General features: G+C 59.2%; 16 protein-coding genes and 1 tRNA gene. 14 read left to right on the top strand and 3 right to left on the bottom strand.

Translation table 11 applies throughout. The features are described 5' to 3' along the window. Positions 1–72: 72 nt before the first annotated feature. From F8N44_RS20960 to F8N44_RS21020, 13 genes are all read left to right on the top strand, one after another. The gene (locus F8N44_RS20960; protein WP_150651648.1) at positions 73–3819 is read left to right on the top strand and encodes a bifunctional diguanylate cyclase/phosphodiesterase; all 3747 of its coding nucleotides are present in this window, start codon (positions 73–75) and stop codon (positions 3817–3819) included. 15 nt (positions 3820–3834) lie between these two features. Continuing rightward, positions 3835–3911 (top strand) — tRNA-Ile (locus tag F8N44_RS20965). Between the two features lie 204 nt (positions 3912–4115). Beyond that, entirely contained in the window at positions 4116–4682 is a 567-nt protein-coding gene (locus F8N44_RS20970) for a PBECR2 nuclease fold domain-containing protein (RefSeq protein ID WP_150651649.1), read from the top strand. 289 nt (positions 4683–4971) lie between these two features. After that, positions 4972–5433, top strand: a complete 462-nt coding sequence (locus F8N44_RS20975; protein ID WP_150651650.1) for an Lrp/AsnC family transcriptional regulator — start codon at positions 4972–4974, stop codon at positions 5431–5433. Positions 5434–5656: 223 nt separating this feature from the next. After that, complete coding sequence (locus tag F8N44_RS20980) at positions 5657–7339, top strand: flavin monoamine oxidase family protein (protein WP_150651651.1); 1683 nt, start codon at positions 5657–5659, stop codon at positions 7337–7339. A gap of 12 nt (positions 7340–7351) precedes the next feature. Continuing rightward, the gene (locus F8N44_RS20985; RefSeq protein WP_150651652.1) at positions 7352–8146 is read left to right on the top strand and encodes a carbon-nitrogen hydrolase family protein; all 795 of its coding nucleotides are present in this window, start codon (positions 7352–7354) and stop codon (positions 8144–8146) included. Positions 8147–8184: 38 nt separating this feature from the next. Beyond that, positions 8185–10599 carry a pyrroloquinoline quinone biosynthesis protein PqqF gene (pqqF, locus tag F8N44_RS20990; RefSeq protein ID WP_150651653.1) on the top strand — a complete coding sequence of 805 codons (2415 nt, stop codon included), beginning with the start codon at positions 8185–8187 and terminating at the stop codon, positions 10597–10599. Between the two features lie 156 nt (positions 10600–10755). After that, the gene (gene pqqA, locus F8N44_RS20995) at positions 10756–10830 is read left to right on the top strand and encodes a pyrroloquinoline quinone precursor peptide PqqA (protein ID WP_003422658.1); all 75 of its coding nucleotides are present in this window, start codon (positions 10756–10758) and stop codon (positions 10828–10830) included. A gap of 81 nt (positions 10831–10911) precedes the next feature. After that, positions 10912–11823 (top strand): pyrroloquinoline quinone biosynthesis protein PqqB, encoded by a 912-nt coding sequence (gene pqqB, locus F8N44_RS21000; RefSeq protein ID WP_150651654.1) that lies wholly within the window; start codon positions 10912–10914, stop codon positions 11821–11823. A gap of 136 nt (positions 11824–11959) precedes the next feature. Then, a complete protein-coding gene (gene pqqC / locus F8N44_RS21005) occupies positions 11960–12712 on the top strand; it encodes a pyrroloquinoline-quinone synthase PqqC (RefSeq protein WP_150651655.1) in 753 nt (250 codons plus the stop codon). Beyond that, positions 12709–12984: a pyrroloquinoline quinone biosynthesis peptide chaperone PqqD gene (pqqD, locus tag F8N44_RS21010; RefSeq protein WP_007910068.1), complete on the top strand. Its 276-nt coding sequence runs from the start codon at positions 12709–12711 to the stop codon at positions 12982–12984. The genes pqqC and pqqD overlap by 4 nt, the downstream gene beginning before the upstream one ends. Continuing rightward, the gene (pqqE, locus tag F8N44_RS21015) at positions 12977–14116 is read left to right on the top strand and encodes a pyrroloquinoline quinone biosynthesis protein PqqE (RefSeq protein ID WP_412071534.1); all 1140 of its coding nucleotides are present in this window, start codon (positions 12977–12979) and stop codon (positions 14114–14116) included. Before pqqD ends, pqqE begins: the two co-directional genes overlap by 8 nt. After that, a complete protein-coding gene (locus F8N44_RS21020; RefSeq protein ID WP_150651657.1) occupies positions 14082–15881 on the top strand; it encodes an alpha/beta hydrolase family protein in 1800 nt (599 codons plus the stop codon). Before pqqE ends, F8N44_RS21020 begins: the two co-directional genes overlap by 35 nt. A gap of 133 nt (positions 15882–16014) precedes the next feature. Here the strand turns inward: F8N44_RS21020 and F8N44_RS21025 are convergent, their stop codons facing one another. After that, a complete protein-coding gene (locus F8N44_RS21025; protein ID WP_003228885.1) occupies positions 16015–16173 on the bottom strand; it encodes a YqaE/Pmp3 family membrane protein in 159 nt (52 codons plus the stop codon). 193 nt (positions 16174–16366) lie between these two features. Beyond that, a complete protein-coding gene (locus tag F8N44_RS21030) occupies positions 16367–17650 on the bottom strand; it encodes an aspartate aminotransferase family protein (protein ID WP_150651658.1) in 1284 nt (427 codons plus the stop codon). A 169-nt stretch (positions 17651–17819) separates the two neighbouring features. Between F8N44_RS21030 and F8N44_RS21035 the strand changes: the two genes are divergently transcribed. Beyond that, positions 17820–18734 carry a LysR family transcriptional regulator gene (locus F8N44_RS21035; RefSeq protein WP_150651659.1) on the top strand — a complete coding sequence of 305 codons (915 nt, stop codon included), beginning with the start codon at positions 17820–17822 and terminating at the stop codon, positions 18732–18734. 227 nt (positions 18735–18961) lie between these two features. Here the strand turns inward: F8N44_RS21035 and F8N44_RS21040 are convergent, their stop codons facing one another. Next, positions 18962–20740 carry an acyl-CoA dehydrogenase C-terminal domain-containing protein gene (locus F8N44_RS21040; protein WP_150651660.1) on the bottom strand — a complete coding sequence of 593 codons (1779 nt, stop codon included), beginning with the start codon at positions 20738–20740 and terminating at the stop codon, positions 18962–18964. Between the last annotated feature and the right edge of the window lie 131 nt (positions 20741–20871).

A 20871-nucleotide genomic window follows, 5' to 3' on the forward strand; every position in this document is an offset into this window, starting at 1 on the left:
TTCGCAACGCCCCTCCCCCGCGTACCCCGTCTACACTCGAAACAATCATCCCCGAGCCATAACGAGAGCGTTATGCCCAGATTGGCGTCCGTGCTTTTTTTGCTGTCACTGATGATCTGGACCGCAACGGCTGACGCGCTGACTCTGACCGATGAAGAACGTAGCTGGCTGGCGGCTCACCCGGACTTGCGCCTGGGTGTCGATGCGTCGTGGCCGCCCTTTGAGTTTCGCGATGACCAGAACCGTTATCAGGGCCTGGCGGCGGACTATATCGATGTGATTCGCCAACGCCTGGCGATCAAGTTGACCCCCATCGAGCCAGTGAGCTGGACGGTGGTGCTGGAACAGGTCAAATCGGGCAAGATCGACCTGCTGCCCGGGATCATGTCCACCCCCGAACGCCAGACCTACCTGTCATTTACCCGCCCCTATCTTGATTTCCCGATTGTCATCCTCGCCCACATCGGCGGCGCGCAACCGCGCAAACTCGACGACCTGTACGGTTTGAAGATCGCCGTGGTGGAAAACTATGCGCCCCACGAAATGCTGCGCACCCACCACCCTGATCTGAATCTGGTGGCTATGCCGAATGTCAGTTCGGCATTGCAAGCGCTGGCGACCGACGAAGTGGACGCCGTTGTCGGCGACCTCGCTTCCAGTGTCTGGAGCCTGCGTCAGCTCAAGCTCGACGGTTTGTATGTCAGCGGCGAAACCCCTTATCGCTACCAACTGGCGATGGCCGTGCCCCGTGACAACAAGGTACTGGTTGGGATTCTCGACAAAGTGCTGGCCGACATGAGCCCGGATGAAATCAGCAGCATTCAGGAGCATTGGGTCGGCAACGTCCTTGATCACCGGACATTCTGGTCGGACCTGCTGGTCTACGGCTTACCAGGGCTGTTGCTGCTGGTAACGATTCTGGCAGCAGTGATCCGCATCAACCGGCGTCTGAGCTCGGAAATCGCCCGACGCATCGACCTCGAACAGGAATTGCGCAGCAGCGAATACCACTATCGCGGCCTGGTCGAGAGTCTGTCGGCCATTGCCTGGGAAGCGCGGATGAGCGACTTCACCTACAGCTATGTGTCGCCCCACGCCGAAGACTTGCTCGGCTACCCACAATCCCATTGGCTGATCCCCGGTTTCTGGCACAACATCATTCATCCGGCCGATCTGACTCGCACGCAAAGTTACTGCAAAGAAGCCCTGCGCGAGGGTCGCGATCACATCGTCGATTATCGTGTCATCACCGCTGACGGCCGCTGTTTGTGGGTGCGCGACATCGTCAGCCTGATCGAACACGGCCATGAACCGGTGATGCGCGGTTTGATGATCGACATCAGCGAAATCAAGCGCACTGAAGAGGCGCTGCGGCTTTCGGAACAGAAATTCGCCTCGGTCTTCCAGCAATGCCCGGACATTCTGGTGATTGCACGGCTCTCCGATGGCTGCCTGCTGGAAGTCAACGAAGCGTTTGAAGAACAGATCGGACTGAAAGCCGAGGAAGTGCTGGGGCAAACGGCGACCGATCTCAATATCTGGGGCATTCCCGGCGTCGGTCCGGGGCTGCTGCAGCGTTTGCAGGCGGGCAGTATTCGCAATCTGGAGATGCCCTTTCGCCGCAATAACGGCCAGTTGTTCACCGGCCTGATCTCCGCCGAGCCGTTTGATCTGGATACCACTCCAGCGTTGGTGGTCGTTGTGCGTGATATCACCCAGCTCAAGGAAACCCAGCAGCAACTGCAGACATCCGAGGAGAAGTTCGCCAAAGCCTTCCATGCCTCACCGGACGGTTTGTTGTTATCGCGCCAGAGCGATGGCTTGCTGCTGGAAGTCAACGAAGGTTTCAGTCGTATTACCGGTTTCAATAGCGCCATGTCGGTGGATCGTTCGGCGCTGGATCTGGGGATCTGGGTCAACCTAAATGAACGCAAACAGATGCTCGACCTGTTGCATCGCGACGGCTTTGTGCGTGACTTCACCTGCCACATCCGCCGCAGCGACGGGCAGATTCGCCTCTGCGAAGTGTCCAGCCGTCCGCTGCCGATCGGTGAAGAAGACTGCATGCTGACCATCGCCCGCGATATCACCGAACGTCATCTGATGCAGGAAAAACTGCAGCAGGCCGCCACCGTGTTCGAAAGCACCGCTGAGGGCGTGTTGATCACTGACACTCAACAGCACATCAGCGCGGTCAACCGTGCCTTTACCGAGATTACCGGTTACAGCGAAAGCGAAGCGCTCGGGCATACGCCGCGCCTGCTCGCCTCCGGCCTGCACGACAGCGCCTTTTACGCGGCAATGTGGCACCAGTTGACCGACGAAGGTCACTGGCAAGGCGAGATCTCCAACCGGCGCAAGAACGGCGAGTTGTACCCGAGCTGGCTGACCATCAGTGCTGTGCGCAATCGCGACAAGTTCATTACTCACTTTGTCGCGGTGTTTGCCGATATCTCCAGCCTCAAACATGCCCAAGCCAAACTCGACTATCAGGCGCACCACGACCCGCTCACCGGCCTGCCGAACCGCACACTGTTCGAAAACCGCTTGTTGATGGCACTGAACAGTCAGCAGGAAAACGGCGGTCAGGGCGCCGTGCTGTTTCTCGATCTCGATCGCTTCAAACACATCAACGACAGCCTAGGCCACCCGGTCGGCGACCTGCTGCTCAAGGGCATCGCCGTACGCCTGAAAGAGCAATTGCGAGACATCGATACCGTGGCGCGTCTGGGCGGTGACGAATTCATCATCCTGCTGCCCGGCCTGCAACAGGCCAGCGACGCGGACAACATCGCCACCAAACTGCTCAATTGTTTCGGTGCGCCGTTCCAGGCTGGTGAGCATGAGTTCTTCATCAGCGCCAGCATCGGCACCAGCCTTTATCCACGGGACGGTTGCGACGTCGCCACACTGGTGAAAAACGCCGACGCGGCCATGTACCGTTCCAAGGCCAAGGGCCGCAACCGCGTCGAGAGCTACACCCGCGACCTCACTGCCCAGGCCAGCGAACGCATCGCGCTGGAACACGAACTGCGCCGGGCCATCGAACGTGACGAGCTATTCCTCTACTACCAGCCGAAAATCAGCCTCGACGATCATCGCCTGGTCGGTGCAGAGGCGCTGATTCGCTGGCGGCACCCGACTTTCGGCGACGTACCGCCAGAGCACTTCATTCCGCTGGCCGAAGAGAACGGCATGATCCTGCAGATCGGTGACTGGGTGCTTGAGACTGCGTGCCGGCAAATGTTCGAGTGGAATCAGGTCTACGATAGCCTCGGCCCGCTCTCGGTGAACCTCGCCGGCGCGCAACTGCGTCAACCGAATCTGCTCGGGCGCATCGAACAACTGCTCAACGACAACCACCTCCAGCCGGATTTACTGCAACTGGAAATTACCGAGAATTTCATCATGAGTCAGGCCGAAGAGGCGCTGGCCGTGTTGCACCAACTCAAACACCTCGGGGTACAACTGGCGATCGATGATTTCGGTACCGGATATTCCTCGCTCAGTTACCTCAAGCGCCTGCCGCTGGACATCCTCAAAATCGACCAGTCGTTTGTCCGCGGATTGCCCGACGACCCCCACGACGCGGCCATTGTCCGGGCCATCATCGCGCTGGGACGGAGCATGCAATTCACGGTCATCGCCGAGGGCGTGGAAACCCAGGCACAACAACAATTTCTCGCCGTCGAGGGCTGCGAACAGATCCAGGGCTACATCGTCAGCCTACCGCTACCGCCGGAAGAATTCGCGGCAACGTTTCTTCGTGTAACCGTATCGGATTATTCGGATAGCACAGCCGAGAAACCGTCGCTATAATCCGCGACCTACTGAGGGCCTATAGCTCAGTTGGTTAGAGCAGAGGACTCATAATCCTTTGGTCCACGGTTCAAGTCCGTGTGGGCCCACCAAACCTGAAAAAGCCGCGCTAAATGCGCGGCTTTTTCATGGGCGAGTGATCGGGGTTCCAGTCTTGGCGAGCACATTATTAGGAATACAACCGCAAGGTCTGTAGGAATGTTCCGAAGCTATGTTTTCTCTGCCTCCTGTGTCTTGTTGACCTTTTCTCCAGACGAGTAATCTCCGGACGCCACCGCTCGTTCAGGATTGTTTTCATGCTGGTGAATACAGCGCCATTGATAAAGGAGGCGGCCAACCAACAAACCTGGATCGATCTCGCGTTACCCGATCTGAGAACGTTGTCGAGAGAACTTCGATCAGCCGCAATCGAAGAGGTGAAAAGGGCTGAAGACACAGAGGGCGCCCTCAAAATCCTCTTCGATCACTTCGGCTTCATCGACGAGTCCGTATTGGCCGTTACTATTCTCGCACCCATTGGAAACGTCGCAGTCATGCGCGACAAACTGGCCCACATCGTCGAGAAACGCCCAGACTCCCGAGAACGTTATGTTCAACACGCCATCGATACGCTAAAAGGCCCTTTCGAAGTATGGAAAGTCCTCTACGATAACGGCGGACACCGAATGGTATTCATCAATGCCTATGAGGCAAAAAATGACATGCTTGTCGTAGTCGATGTGCGAAACGGACACGTTCTCTGGAACTTCATGCACGCTCCGGCAAGAGCGATGAACAAACACCGCCAAGGCGATCTTTTGTACAAGCGGTACATTCTTGAAGTCAAAAAAAAGGGCAGCCATTTGGCTGCCCTTGATGTTTGAATCCTGATATTTACATCCTCAGGAAATAGGATGAAGAGGTCTCACCTTACACCGATGTTGCAGCATCGCTGAGGTACCTACGTCCGCTAATACCCTGCAAGGCAGCAGATTTCGCGCTCTTGCTGGCATTCTTGATAAAGAGGCCAGGCAAGTCAAATCAAATATCCGATGAATTGTTGCAACGCAACGATAACGTCGAAGCCTGGGTGAAGCGTTCAAACATCGCTTGCAAGCGTGTCGCTGATAGTGCCTGTAACATTCGCAACTCCCCCAATCATGGAGCCTTCTCTTGCCCGATATCCGCCCCCCCGTACTCGACGAAATCGACCGTCAGCTAATCGCAGCCCTACAGATCAACGCTCGCGAAAGTGTGGCGATGCTCGCCCGGCAATTGGGCATTGCCCGCACCACCGTGACGTCGCGACTGGCGCGCCTGGAAAAAGCCAAAGTGATCACCGGGTATGGCGTGCGCTTGGGTCAACGCGTGGTCGATGGTGGCTTGCAAGCCTACGTCGGGATCAAGGTGCAGCCGCGTTCCGGCAAGGACGTGGTGCGCCGGTTGAGTGCGATGGCGCAGGTGCAGCAGCTGTGTGCGGTGAGTGGCGAGTTTGATTATGTGGCGTGGTTGCGTACGGATTCGCCGGAGCAACTGGATCAGTTGCTCGATCAGATTGGCGGGGTGGATGGGGTGGAGAAGACGACGACCTCGATTATTTTGAGTAGCAAGATTGATCGCGGGCAGCCGGTTTAAGGTTTTGATCGAGCTTCTCGGGTGAATTTCAGAGCCTCTTCGCGAACGGGCTCGCTTCCACATTCTGGTCGGTGTGTAGTCTACACTCGTCACATTGATCGATAATCTGGCAAAACGACGACACTTTGCGTCTTATTAACGTGTTCCACGCTCCATAGAATGGCTGGCATCTTTTCCTATACTCAGACGCGCATCCCGCGTCGGGTCGCCAGCAAGGTCAGCCATGAACAAGAACAATCGCCATCCTGCAGACGGTAAGAAACCAGTCACCATTTTCGGCCCGGACTTTCCGTTCGCGTTCGACGACTGGATCGAACACCCGGCCGGTCTCGGCACTATTCCTGAGCACAATCACGGGGCCGAAGTGGCGATCGTCGGCGCCGGCATCGCCGGTCTGGTGGCCGCTTACGAGCTGATGAAGCTCGGTCTGAAACCCGTGGTTTACGAGGCCTCGAAACTCGGTGGTCGTCTGCGCTCGCAGGCGTTCAACGGCACGGACGGCATCGTCGCGGAACTGGGCGGCATGCGTTTTCCGGTGTCCTCCACGGCGTTCTATCACTACGTCGACAAGCTCGGCCTTGAGACCAAACCATTCCCGAACCCGCTGACGCCGGCCTCCGGCAGCACGGTGATCGATCTGGAAGGCAAAACCCATTACGCACAGAAACTGGCGGATCTTCCTGCACTGTTCCAGGAAGTGGCTGACGCCTGGGCCGATGCCCTGGAAGCCGGCTCGCAGTTCGCCGATATCCAGCAAGCCATTCGCGACCGCGATGTGCCGCGCCTCAAAGAGCTGTGGAATACCTTGGTGCCGCTGTGGGACGACCGCACGTTCTACGACTTCGTCGCCACCTCCGAGGCCTTCGCCAAGCTGTCGTTCCATCACCGCGAAGTGTTCGGGCAGGTCGGTTTCGGCACCGGCGGCTGGGATTCCGACTTCCCCAATTCGATGCTGGAAATCTTCCGCGTGGTGATGACCAACTGTGACGATCACCAGCACCTGGTGGTCGGCGGCGTCGAACAGGTTCCACAAGGCATCTGGCGCCATGCGCCGGAACGCTGCGTGCACTGGCCTGAAGGCACCAGCCTGAAATCCCTGCACCGTGGCGCACCGCGTTCCGGCGTGAAGAAAATCGCCCACGCGCCAGATGGCCGTTTCACAGTCACCGACAACAACGGCGACACCCGCGAATACGCCGCCGTGCTGACCACGTGCCAGAGCTGGCTGCTGACCACGCAGATTGAATGCGACGAAACCCTGTTCTCGCAGAAGATGTGGATGGCCCTCGACCGCACGCGCTACATGCAGTCGTCGAAGACATTCGTGATGGTCGACCGGCCGTTCTGGAAGGACAAGGATCCGGAAACCGGCCGCGACCTGATGAGCATGACCCTCACCGATCGCCTGACCCGTGGCACCTATCTGTTCGATAACGGCGACGACAAGCCGGGCGTGATCTGCCTTTCCTATTCGTGGATGAGCGATGCTTTGAAGATGCTTCCGCATCCGGTGGAAAAGCGCGTTGAGCTGGCGTTGAATGCATTGAAAAAGATCTACCCTAAAGTCGACATCGCTGCGCGGATCATCGGCGATCCGATCACCGTGTCGTGGGAAGCTGACCCGTACTTCCTCGGTGCATTCAAGGGCGCGCTGCCCGGCCACTACCGTTACAACCAGCGCATGTACGCGCACTTCATGCAGGACGACATGCCCGCCGAGCAGCGCGGGATTTTCATCGCCGGCGACGACGTGTCGTGGACGCCGGCATGGGTTGAAGGCGCGGTGCAGACTTCGCTCAACGCGGTTTGGGGGATCATGAAGCATTTTGGCGGCGCGACACATAAAACGAACCCGGGCCCGGGTGATGTGTTCAAAGACATCGGCCCTATCGCCCTGCCCGAGTAAGAGGAATCCCTGATGCGTGTAGCCCTTTACCAATGTCCACCGCTGCCCCTGGACCCCGCCGCCAACCTGCAACGCCTGCATCAACTGGCGATGGAGGCCAAGGGCGCCGACCTGCTGGTGCTGCCGGAGATGTTCATGACTGGCTACAACATCGGCGCCGAAGCGGTCAGCACCTTGGCCGAGGTCTACAACGGTGAATGGGCGCAGCAGATCGGGCGAATCGCCAAGGCTGCGGGTCTGGCGATTGCTTACGGCTATCCGGAGCGCACCGCCGACGGGCAGATCTACAACGCTGTGCAGTTGATCGATTCGCACGGCGAGCGCCTGTGCAATTACCGCAAGACGCATCTGTTCGGTGATCTGGATCGCTCGATGTTCAGCGCCGGCGACGATGATTTTCCGATCGTCGAACTCAACGGCTGGAAGCTCGGTTTCCTGATTTGCTACGACTTGGAGTTTCCGGAGAATACCCGGCGTCTGGCACTCGCCGGCGCCGAGCTGATTCTGGTGCCGACGGCGAACATGATTCCGTTCGATTTCGTCGCCGACGTCACCGTGCGTTCGCGCGCCTTCGAAAACCAGTGCTACGTGGCCTACGCCAACTATTGCGGCAGCGAAGGCGAGATCCACTATTGCGGGCAAAGCAGCATCGCCGCGCCGGATGGCAGCCGCATCGCCCAGGCCGGACTCGACGAAGCGCTGATCATCGGCGAACTCGATCGGCAGTTGATGCTCGACTCCCGCGCCGCCAATCGCTACCTCAGCGATCGCCGCCCGGAGCTTTACGGCGCGCTCAACCAGCGCTAATCCGCTAGCATTGGCACTTCACTGTTCTGGAAGTGCCCATGCCTGCGCCGACCCACCCCCGCCCCCACACTGAAACCCTGGCCAACGGCTTGCGCGTGACCCTGCGTCATATGCCTGACCTGAAGCGCTGCGCGGCTGCTTTGCGCGTGGCCGCTGGTAGCCATGACGTGCCATTGGCGTGGCCGGGGCTGGCGCATTTTCTTGAGCATTTGCTGTTCCTCGGCACCGAGCGGTTTCCCACGGGCGAAGGGCTGATGGCCTACGTGCAAGGTCACGGTGGGCAAGTGAATGCCAGCACGCGCGAACGCACAACAGACTTTTTCTTTGAGTTGCCGACCCGAGTATTCAGCGGTGGTTTGGAGCGTCTGTCAGACATGCTCGCCAGACCGCGTATGAATCTGGACGATCAGTTGCGCGAACGCGAAGTGTTGCAGGCGGAATTTGTCGCTTGGTCGCAGGATCCCGCGGCACAGCGGCAATTTGCGTTGTATGAAGGTTTACCAGCAGACCATCCACTGCGCGGGTTTCACGCGGGTAACCGGGATAGCCTGAAGGTTGAAGATCCGGCATTTCAGCAGGCGTTGAAAGATTTCCACCAACAGTTTTATCAGACCGGGCAGATGGCCTTGAGCCTGATCGGGCCACAGAGCCTTGAAGAATTGAAATTGCTGGCGGAGCAATTCGCGGCGGCGTTACCGGCTGGGGATAAAGTTATGCAGCCTGCGCCCCTGCCGCTGGCGGTAAAAAGTTATCAACAGGTCGATGAGCAGTGCGCCAATCTGATGTTTGCCTTCGATGCCCTGCCTGAATCGTCCACCGAGGCTTTGGCGTTTCTTTGCCATTGGTTGAACAGCGCCAAGCCCGGCGGATTGCTCGCGCATTTGCAGCAGCAAAAACTGGCGAATGGATTAAACGCGGCGCCGGTTTATCACTTTGCCGGACAAGCGTTGCTGCACCTGGAATTCACCGTTCCCACCGAATCGCTAGTTGCCATTCGCGAACAACTGCTCGATTGGTTGAGCTTCTTCGCTCAGCAGGATTGGACGTCACTGCACAAAGAATACGCAGCCCTGCTTCAACGTCGGCAGCAAGTGAGCGGCGCACTGCAACTGGCACGGCTCGACAGTGAGCAGCTGGAAAACGGCCTGTCCGATGCCGGCGTTGAAGCACTTACACAGATACTCCGCGAAATCGGCACTGTGGATAACTTCAGTGCTCACTGGCACCGGCCTGCCGCCAATCCATTTCTGCGCGCCAGTGAACCTTTGGCCAATGCCGGGCTGATTCGCGGCCAGACCAGCGCCCACCGAGGCCTGCGTACATTTGCTCAGGATCGCTCGCGCGGACGCCGCGAACGCTCGCCGATGCAGTTCAGCCAGGCTTTGCCGGACAGCGGCGATGAAGGCGCGATCTACCTGCGTTGGCAGGTGGAAGCGGCAGCCAGCGCGGATCTGCTCTCAAGGTTGCAACGCAGTCTTCGGCTCATTCTGCAAGATGCGCGTGAGGCCGGGGTCGATTTGTCTTTTAGCGCCACTGGCAATCAATGGCTGCTGAAGCTCACCGGCCTGCAAGAGCCGATGCCCAGCGTCCTCGAGCACGCGCTGAAATGTCTGACGCAAGTTGATGCGGATTCCCCGCGCAGCGAGCCGGAAACGCCGCTTGTCGCCATCCGCCAACTGCTTAAAGCACTGCCGGAACAGGTTCTGCAACCAGCAAAAACCGGCGATGACGCCAAACACCTGTGGACAACTTCACGCTGGGACGGCCTCGCACTGGGCCTCAACCAACCAACGCAATCCGCCATGGGCCTGGCCCTGAGCCGCATACCCGGGATACCGGACAATCAGTTGCGTGCGCCAACAGTGACCTTCGCGCAAAAGCACTGGCGCCACATCGATACCGCATCCAGCGAACATGCCTTGCTGCTGCATTGCCCAACCGCCAGCCGTGACATCGCAGACGAGGCGGCGTGGCGAATGCTCGCGCAACTGTGCCAGACACCGTTCTATCAGCGTTTGCGCATCGAACTGCAATTGGGCTACGCCGTGTTCAGTGCGCTGCGGCAGATCCAGGGTCAAACCAGTCTGCTGTTCGGCGTGCAATCGCCAAATGCCAAACCTGCGGAGTTGCTTGAACACATTCAACAGTTTCTCAAGGGCATTCCCGCGCTGATCGAACAGCTTGATGACGCCAGCCTCAGCCAACACCGGCAAAACCTCACCGATCAATTCGACGGCGCCACGCTGGCCGGCAAAGACGCAGCCGAATTGCTCTGGCAGGCCAGGCTCACGGGCCACTCGTCGGATTATCTTGAGCAACTGATCGCTGCCATCGGCCAGCTGGATCGCCAGGCACTGCTCAGCGCTACACAGCGCTTGATCAACGCCGAAGGCGGCTGGCTCTGCCTTGCCAGCGATCCAGCCCCCGAAACCCCATGGCAAGCGGCAAATTGATCATTACCGAGGCTGCAAGGAGCTTTCTCAAAGATTCACGGGCAAATACTGTGAAATTTTGAGTAACATAGCAGCCTAACTATTTGGAACATCTTTGCGCTGCCGTGGACTATACCTATGGACAGCGCTATCCCACCCACCCTGAAGGAGACACCCATGTCCTGGACAAAACCTGCTTACACCGACCTGCGTATCGGCTTCGAAGTCACCATGTACTTCGCCAGCCGCTGAGTTCTGCTCACGTAGAATTGCAGTGCAACGCCTCGGCTCGCCGGGGCGTTTTATTTTCCGCGTTGAAATGATGGAGTGTTCATGTTCGTCCAGATTCTGGGTTCGGCCGCTGGCGGCGGTTTTCCGCAGTGGAACTGCAACTGCGTCAATTGCGCAGGCTTTCGCGACGGCAGCCTGAATGCCAAGGCCCGCACCCAATCGTCCATCGCGATTTCCGATGACGGCGTGAACTGGGTGTTGTGCAATGCCTCGCCGGACATCCGCGCGCAGTTGCAAAGCTTCGCCCCGATGCAACCGGGCCGCGCCCTGCGTGACACCGGCATCAGCGCGATCATCCTGATGGACAGCCAGATCGACCACACCACCGGCCTGCTCAGCCTGCGCGAAGGTTGCCCGCACCAGGTCTGGTGCACGGACATGGTTCACGAAGACCTCAGTACCGGTTTTCCGCTGTTCAAGATGCTCACCCACTGGAACGGCGGGCTGGACTGGAACCGCATCGAACTCGACCAGAGCTTCACCGTGGCCGCGTGCCCGAACCTGCGTTTCACCCCGCTGCCGTTGCGCAGCGCCGCGCCACCGTACTCGCCGCACCGCTTCGATCCACACCCGGGCGACAACATTGGTTTGATCGTTGAAGACCTGAACACCGGCGGTAAATTGTTCTACGCGCCGGGTCTGGGCAAGGTCGATGCGCCGTTGCTGGAAATCATGGCCGGCAGTGATTGCCTGCTGGTCGACGGCACGATGTGGGATGACGATGAAATGCAGCGCCGTGGCGTCGGCACCCGTACCGGTCGTGAGATGGGTCATTTGGCGCAGAACGGGCCTGGCGGAATGCTCGAAGTGCTGGAGCGGTTGCCGGAGCAGCGCAAGGTGCTTATCCACATCAACAACACCAATCCGATTCTCGATGAGGATTCGCCGGAGCGTGCCGAACTGGCGCGGCGTAATGTTGAAGTGGCGTTCGATGGCATGAGTATTGTGTTGTAGCGACCGGCCTCTTCGCGAGCAAGCTCGCTCCCACACGGGATCTGTGGCGTACACAAACCCTGTGGGAGCGAGCTTGCTCGCGAAGGCGTCCGAATAGACACCCAGGATTCCAACGGTTGTTCCCCGGAGAACCGCAATGACCGACACCGCAATGTCACCCGCCGAATTCGAAGCGGCCCTGCGCGCCAAAGGCGCCTACTACCACATCTACCACCCCTATCACGTGGCGATGTATGAAGGCCGCGCCACCCGCGAGCAGATCCAGGGCTGGGTCGCCAACCGCTTCTACTATCAGGTGAACATTCCCCTGAAAGACGCGGCGATCCTCGCCAACTGCCCGGACCGCGAAATCCGCCGTGAGTGGATTCAGCGCCTGCTCGACCACGACGGTGCTCCCGGCGAAGACGGCGGCATCGAAGCCTGGCTGCGTCTCGGTCAAGCGGTCGGTCTCGATCCGGATCAACTGCGCTCGCAGGAACTGGTGCTGCCCGGCGTGCGTTTCGCCGTCGATGCCTACGTCAACTTTGCCCGTCGCGCCAGTTGGCAGGAAGCCGCCAGCAGCTCGTTGACCGAACTGTTCGCGCCGCAGATTCACCAGTCGCGCCTCGACAGCTGGCCGCAGCATTACCCGTGGATCGACCCGGCCGGTTACGAATACTTCCGCACCCGCCTCGGTCAGGCGCGGCGCGATGTCGAGCATGGTCTGGCGATCACGCTGGAGCACTACAAGACTCGCGAAGGCCAGGAGCGCATGCTGGAAATTCTCCAGTTCAAACTGGACATTCTTTGGAGCATGCTCGATGCCATGAGCATGGCCTACGAACTGAACCGCCCGCCGTATCACAGCGTCACCGAACAACGGGTCTGGCATAAAGGAATCACCTTATGAGTTTCGACCGCAGCAAAGTCCCGACCTGGCGTCCCGGCTACCGTTTCCAGTACGAACCGGCACAAAAAGGTCATGTGCTGCTCTACCCGGAAGGCATGATCAAGCTCAACGACAGCGCCGCATTGATCGGTGGTTTGATCGACGGTGAGCGCGATGTTGCGGCAATCATCGCCAAACTCGATGAGCAGTTCCCCGGCGTGCCCGAGCTCGGTGACGACATCGAGCAATTCATGGAGGTTGCCCGTGCGCAGCACTGGATCGAACTTGCCTGATCTGCCGCCCAAGCCTGAAGTCGGCCTGCCGCTGTGGCTGCTCGCCGAGCTGACCTACCGCTGCCCGCTACAATGCCCGTACTGCTCCAATCCGCTGGATTTCGCCGAGCAGGGCAAAGAGCTGAGCACCGAGCAGTGGATCAAGGTCTTCCGCGAAGCGCGGGAGATGGGCGCGGCGCAACTGGGCTTTTCCGGTGGCGAACCGCTGGTGCGTCAGGATCTCGCCGAGCTGATTCATGAAGCGCGGCAGTTGGGTTTCTACACCAACCTGATCACCTCGGGCATCGGTCTGACCGAGCAGAAAATCAGCGACTTCAAAAAGGCCGGACTGGATCACATTCAGATCAGTTTTCAGGCCAGTGACGAGCAAGTGAACAACCTGCTCGCCGGTTCGAAAAAAGCCTTCGCGCAGAAATTGGAAATGGCTCGCGCAGTGAAGGCCCACGGCTATCCGATGGTGCTGAACTTCGTCACCCATCGGCACAACATAGACAAGATCGACCGCATCATCGAGCTGTGCATTGCGCTGGAAGCCGACTTCGTCGAGCTCGCCACCTGCCAGTTCTACGGTTGGGCGCAACTCAATCGTGTCGGCCTGTTGCCGACCAAAGAACAACTGGTGCGTGCCGAACGTATCACTAACGAATACCGCGCAAAACTGGAAGCCGAAGGGCATCCGTGCAAGCTGATTTTCGTCACTCCGGATTACTACGAAGAACGCCCGAAAGCCTGCATGAACGGCTGGGGCAGCATCTTTCTGACGGTCACGCCGGACGGCACCGCCCTGCCCTGTCATGGTGCCCGGCAGCTGCCGGTACAATTTCCTAATGTGCGCGATCACAGCATGCAGCACATCTGGTACGACTCGTTCGGCTTCAACCGCTTTCGCGGTTACGACTGGATGCCCGATCCGTGCCGCTCCTGCGACGAGAAAGAAAAGGACTTCGGCGGCTGCCGCTGCCAGGCGTTCATGCTCACCGGCGATGCGAGCAATGCCGACCCGGTGTGCAGCAAATCCGAACATCACGGCGTGATCCTCAAGGCTCGCGAAGAAGCCAAGACCGCCACCCAGACCATCGAACAATTGGCCTTCCGCAATGAACGAAACTCGCGCCTCATCGCCAAGGGCTGAGCCTTTCAGCGCCTCGCAAGCCGTCGCTGCCGGCATGGACTTCGCCGAGTTGCAGCTCGGCGCCAATGGGCTGTTCTGGAATGAATACCGCCCGGAAGATGCCGCGTGCCGGATCTGGCATTGGCGCGAAGGCGTGGCGAAATGTCTGACACCGAACGGCTTCAGCGTGCGCAGTCGCGTGTACGAATATGGCGGTGGCGCGTTTTGTCTGACGCCGGATGGGGTGGTTTTCGTTGCTGAGGCGGATCAGCAGTTGTATCGGCAGACGCTGGATGGTTCGCCAGAGGCGCTGACGTCGGGCGATTGTCGTTACGGCGATCTGCATTGCGCTCTCGACCAGGTGCTGGCGGTAGAAGAACAGCACGATCAGCATCGACTGGTGGCGATTGATTTGGCGGATGGCGCGCGACGTGTGCTGGCCGAAGGTGCGGATTTCTACGCGGCACCTACCCTCAGCCCGGATGGTCAGCGTTTGGCGTGGATCGAGTGGAGCCGGCCTCATCAGCCTTGGACTTCAACACGATTGATGGTGGCTGACGGTGATTTTTCTGCGCCCCGTTGCGTGGCGGGAGACCAGGTTGAGGAGTCGATTCAACAACCGCGATTCGATGCCGAAGGTCGTTTGTACTGCCTGACTGATCGGGGTGGTTTCTGGCAGCCGTGGGTTGAAACTAGCGATGGCTTGAAACCACTGCTCGCTGCGCAGGCCGATCATGCGCCGGCACCGTGGCAACTCGGCGGCTGCACTTGGTTCCCTGTTGGAGATTCCTTTTTAGCCAGTTGGAGCGAAGGTGGTTTTGGGCGCCTGACGCTTGGCGATGAAGATTACACGGGGGACTACAGCCGCTTCCGCCATTTGGCGCTGGATGCACAGAACATCTACTGCATCGCCGCCTCGCCGATCAGCCCTTCGGCGGTCATCGCTATTGATCGAACCAGCCGCGAAGTGAAAGTGCTGGCCGGTGGTGTTGCTCCCCTGCCCGCTGAGCGTATCAGCCGTCCGCAAACCCTGCGCTACCCAAGCGGTACAGGTGAAGCCCACGGTTTCTTTTATCCGGCCATGAGCGGCGAGACAAAACCGCCGCTGGTGGTATTCATCCATGGCGGCCCGACATCAGCCTGCTACCCGATGCTTGATCCGCGAATCCAGTACTGGACGCAACGCGGCTTTGCAGTCGCCGATCTCAACTATCGCGGCAGCAGCGGTTATGGCCGGGAATATCGACAGGCACTGCATCTGAGCTGGGGCGAGGTGGATGTCGAGGATGCTTGTGCGGTGGTGAGTTATCTCGCCGAACAGGGCTTGATCGACGGTGAACGCGCATTCATTCGAGGTGGCAGCGCAGGCGGCTACACCACTTTATGCGCGCTGGCGTTCAAACACGTCTTCCGCGCCGGAGCGAGTTTGTACGGCGTTAGCGACCCGGTGGCGTTGGCTCGGGCAACGCACAAATTCGAGGGTGATTATCTGGACTGGCTGATCGGCGATCCCGAGCAAGACGCCGAACGCTACGCGGCCCGCACACCGTTGCTGCACGCGAGCAATATTGGAGTGCCGGTAATCTTTTTTCAGGGTGAACTGGACGCTGTCGTAGTCCCGCAACAAACCCGCGACATGGTTACGGCACTTGAGAGAAACGGCATCCCAGTCGAAGCGCATTACTACCTCGACGAACGCCACGGCTTCCGCCGTGCGGCCAATCAGGCGCATGCGCTGGAACAGGAATGGAAGTTCTATCGGCGGGTGATGGGATTGGCGGACTGATCAGCGCGCCCCCGTTGAAATCGCGCGGCCCCATTCGCGAGCAGGCTCGCTCCCACATTGAATCTGTGTTGTTCACACATCCCCTGTGGGAGCGAGCCTGCTCGCGAAAGCTATCTACTTGGCGCCGCCGGACTCAGCGCTTGGCGATGATATACACCGCATGCACGATCCCCGGGATATACCCGCACAACGTCAGCAGAATGTTCAACCAGAACGCCCCGCCAAACCCGACCTGCAGAAACACACCCAGTGGCGGCAACAGAATGGCGATGATGATGCGAATGAAGTCCATGGGTCAGCTCCTGAATGGGGGTTGGCTCACATGAGCCATACAAGCTAATCGACCCGCGCCGTTCGTCAGGGTTCAGTGCAACGGCCATTTGATCGCCACCACCTCAAAAAAAACGCCCCACGCCAAAAGAATCAGGCGTGGGGCGTGCGTTATACCGCGAGACGGTTCTTGGAATCGGGTGGGAAACTTCAGTTCAGACGGCAATCCCTTTGCGGCAATGCAGTTGCGCGGTGCGCACTCGCGAGAAGGCGCGGGCCAGGCGCAGGAGCATTTCGTCGATATTGGTTTTGCTCACGGTGAGTGCCGGGGTGAAGCGCAGGCAGTTGGCTTGCGGGGCGTTGAGCAGCAAGCCTTCATGAAGGGCGGCGTGGACCACGGCCTCGGCGGAATCGTCTGACAGGGTCAGTCCGTAGAACAGACCTTGACCGCGCAGTTCGCCGTGGTCATAGCGGTGGGCCAATCGGGCCAGACCTTCACGCAGGTGCTGACCGTTATCGTTGACCTGCTGGAGGAAGCTGCGGTCGTGCACGCTGTCGAGCACGACCAGACCGGCCGCCGTCATCAATGCATTGCCGTGATGCGTGCCGCCGAGTTCGCCGGCCTCGAAACAGCAGGCCTTGCCCCGCGCCAGCAGCGCCGCCAACGGCACACCGCCGCCAAGCCCTTTGCCGAGCACAACGATATCGGCGCGCACGCCGTAGGATTGTTCGGCGAGCAAGGTGCCGCAGCGACCGATGCCGGTCTGTACTTCGTCGAGAATCAGCAGAATGCCCAATTCGCGGCACAGTCGTTCGACACCTTTGAGGTAATGCTCGGTCGCCGGCACAACGCCGGCGTCGCTCTGGATCGGCTCAAGCATGATCGCCACGGTCTGCGCATCAACCGCCGCGTGCAACGCCGGCAAGTCGTTGAACGGCACCAGATCAAAACCCGGCAGCAGTGGCGCAAAACGGTTGTGCAGGTTGCAGCTGTCGGAGGCGGAAATCGTCGCCAGACTACGGCCATGACAACCCTGCTTCGCAACAATAATCCTCGACGCGCCGCCACGATGCAGTTGGCCCCACTTGCGCGCGAGTTTGATCGCTGCTTCACAGGCTTCGCTGCCGCTGTTGAGCAGGTAGGCCTGATCGCTGGAGGTAGCGGCGCACAGACGCTCGGCAAGGCTGAGCATGCCGCGATTATGCAGATTGAAACCGGGATTGATCAGCGCCTGGGCTTGACTGGCAATAGCTTTGACCAGCGCCGACGGGCTGTGACCAAGGCTGTTGGCACCACCGGCCTGGGAAAAATCGAGGTACGCACGGTCATTGCTGTCCCACAACCACGAACCCTTACCCCGGACGAACACCTGTTGCGGCCGTTCGACGCTGGGCATCAGCCTTTCAGCGCTAAGATTTTCGCTGCTTTCAGCAGGATTGGCCTGGAAGGCGAGGTCATCAAGACTCGGCGTCTGACGCCGCAAACTGAACAGATTCATTGAAAAACACCTCGTTTCAGGTGTTTTGAACTGCCTATGCAAACACTGTCGAAGCGAACGCTATTCATCGCGCTTTCTGGCCCTGTAAGCCTTGTGAATGCGGTTAGACTAGGCGCACTGACGCCTGCGGGCCATTTCGATTTCCCAGCATTTTCGATAAGCATTACTTATGGATTTTAAACAACTGCGTTATTTCGTCGCGGTCTACGAAGAAGGCCATGTTGGCCGCGCCGCTGAACGCCTGTCGATCTCGCAACCGGCACTGTCGCAGCAGATCCGTCAGCTCGAGCAAAACCTCGACGTCACTCTGTTCGAACGCAGCAGCAAACGCCTGCTGCCAACTCTCGCCGCGCACACGCTGTACAACCATGCCTTGCCATTGCTTGATGGCTTGCAACGGGCGCGCGAGGCACTGGGCAACTTCAAGGGCCAGGCCTTGCGCACGCTGGCGATTGGCGTGCTGCAAACGGTTCACACCAGTCTGGTGCCGCAAATGCTCGAACGGGTGCGCAAGGCGCAGCCGCATCTGGTGGTGCAAATTTACGAATTGACCGGACTTGAGATCGAGCGACGACTGCTCAACGGTTCATTGGACATTGGCATCAGTTATCTACCGCCGCGCCAACCGGGGCTGCATGGCGTGATGCTCTACGAAGATGAACTGACGCTGGTGATCCCGGCGGATCATCCGTTGCGTGAATTCAAGAAAGTCTCGATGCGCCAGGCCGCCGAACTGCCCATGTTGCTGTTGGGCGAAGAATTCCAGATCCGCCAGATCTGGCAGGCGCAACTGACCGCCCTCGGACGACGTCCGCAAGTGCAGGCCGAGCTGAACAATATGGTGGGGATTCTCGACAGTCTGCCGCACACCAAACTGGCGACGGTGCTGCCCGGGCGGTCGCAGAAGGAATACGACGATCAGGATCTGTTGTGGAAACCGCTGAGCGAACCACGGGTGCCGCTGAAAGTGGGTTTGGTCTGTCGTGATGTGCAGCGCCAGCAGGCGCCTTTGGCGCTGTTGCAGACATTGCTGGAGGAAGTGATGGAGCGCGAGGTGAAACCGTCGCGGGATCCGTTGGCCTGACTACTTTTCTGCAGGCAAAAGAAAACCCCGCCGAAGCGGGGCTTTGCAGACTGTTTCCCTGACATCCATTTCACTCCGCCACCCTGGCAGAATCCTACGTGTCCGTGTTGTTGCTTTGCGCTTCCTGCGCGACGTCCATGAAATGTAGATTAGCCGTGGATCCAATCTACGCATATGGGAGAACAGCAGCACGTCATGTAAGAGAATGCTTACATGACGTTATCGCATCAGAATTGCACGGCATCCAGCAGGAACAGCGACTCGCTACCGGCTTTCACCGAAGCGCTCAATGAGTGAATACGCGGTAGCAGACGGGCGAAGTAGAAGCGCGCGGTGCCCAGTTTGCTGGCATAGAAATCGTCCTGCGCTTCTTTGCCCAGTGAGGCTTTGGCCATCAATGCCCACATGTAGGCGTAGGAAACGTATCCAAACGCTTGCAGATATTCGACCGAGGCCGCGCCTATTTCGTTCGGGTTGGTTTTCGCCCGATCCAGCAACCACGAGGTCAACTCGTCGAGGGTGCCGACGGCATCGTTCAGCGGTTTGGTGAATTCGCCCAGATCGGCGCTCGCGGTGGCGGTGAAGTGGCGGATCTCGTCAGCGAACAGTTTGTAGAACGCGCCGCCGCTGCCGACGATCTTGCGCCCGACCAGGTCCAGCGCCTGAATGCCGTTGGTGCCTTCGTAGATCTGGGTGATGCGCACGTCGCGTACCAGTTGCTCCTGGCCCCACTCGCGGATGTAGCCGTGGCCGCCGAAAATCTGCTGGCCGTGCACGGTGGTTTCCAGACCCAGATCGGTAAGGAACGCTTTGGCCACTGGCGTCAGCAGAGCGACCAAGTCTTCCGCACGCTTGCGGGTCGCAGCGTCTTCGCTGAACTTGGCGGTGTCGAGTTGCATCGCCACATAGGTGGAGAACGCGCGTCCACCTTCGTTCGAGGCTTTCATGGTCAGCAGCATGCGCCGCACGTCCGGGTGGACGATGATCGGGTCAGCGACTTTGTCTTTGTTCTGCGCGCCAGTCGGCGAACGGCTTTGCAGACGGTCGCGGGCGTATTCGACAGCGTTTTGGTACGAACGCTCGCCGGTCGCCAGGCCTTGAATACCGACACCCAGACGCTCGTAGTTCATCATGGTGAACATCGCGGCCAGGCCTTTGTTCGGCTCGCCGACCAGATATCCCACGGCTTCGTCGAAGTTCATCACGCAGGTCGCGGAGGCCTGGATGCCCATTTTGTGTTCAATCGAACCGCAGTTCGCCGGGTTGCGCGCACCCAGGCTGCCGTCGGCGTTGACCATGAACTTCGGCACCAGGAACAGCGAAATGCCCTTCGGGCCCGCCGGGGCATCTGGCAGTTTGGCCAGCACCAGGTGGATGATGTTTTCGGTGAGGTCGTGTTCGCCACCGGTGATGAAGATCTTGGTGCCGCTGACCTTATAGGAACCGTCGGCCTGAGGCTCGGCCTTGGTACGAATGATCCCCAGGTCGGTGCCGGCGTGCGGCTCGGTCAGGCACATCGAACCGGCCCAGACGCCGGCGTACATGTTCGGCAGGTAAGCGGCTTTCAGCTCTTCGCTGGCGTGGGCATTGATCGACAAGCAAGCGCCTGCGGTCAGCATCGGGTACAGACCGAAGGACAGGCTGGCGGAGTTGACCATTTCTTCGACCTGCGCCGACACGGCTTTGGGCATGCCCATGCCGCCGTACTCGGGATCACCGCCAACGCCGACCCAGCCGCCTTCAGCGTAAGTCTGATAAGCCTGTGGGAAACCGGCTGGAGTGGTGACGGCACCGTCGGCCCAGTGGCAGCCTTCTTCGTCAGCGGCACGGCTCAGTGGCGCGATGCTTTTGCTGGTGACCTTGCCGGCCTCTTCGAGAATGGCTTCAACGGTTTCGGCGTCGACGGTCTCGGCCAGCGCCGGCAGTTCGGCCCAGAGTTTGGCGACTTCGAACACTTCATTGAGGACGAAGCGCATATCGCGCAGCGGCGCTTTGTAGTCAGCCATGGCAAACCTCGCAAGATCTAAACGGTGATTCGTGGAATGGTGTTTTCGTTGAGCCGGAGTGTACCTCAACAACTTTTGCGACACATAGGGTCAACCAGTGACTGATTTGTTATTTTTAGTCACCACAAAAA

Origin of the sequence: Pseudomonas fluorescens (assembly GCF_902497745.1) — a bacterium.
GTDB classification, from domain to species: Bacteria; Pseudomonadota; Gammaproteobacteria; order Pseudomonadales; family Pseudomonadaceae; genus Aquipseudomonas; species Aquipseudomonas fluorescens_BM.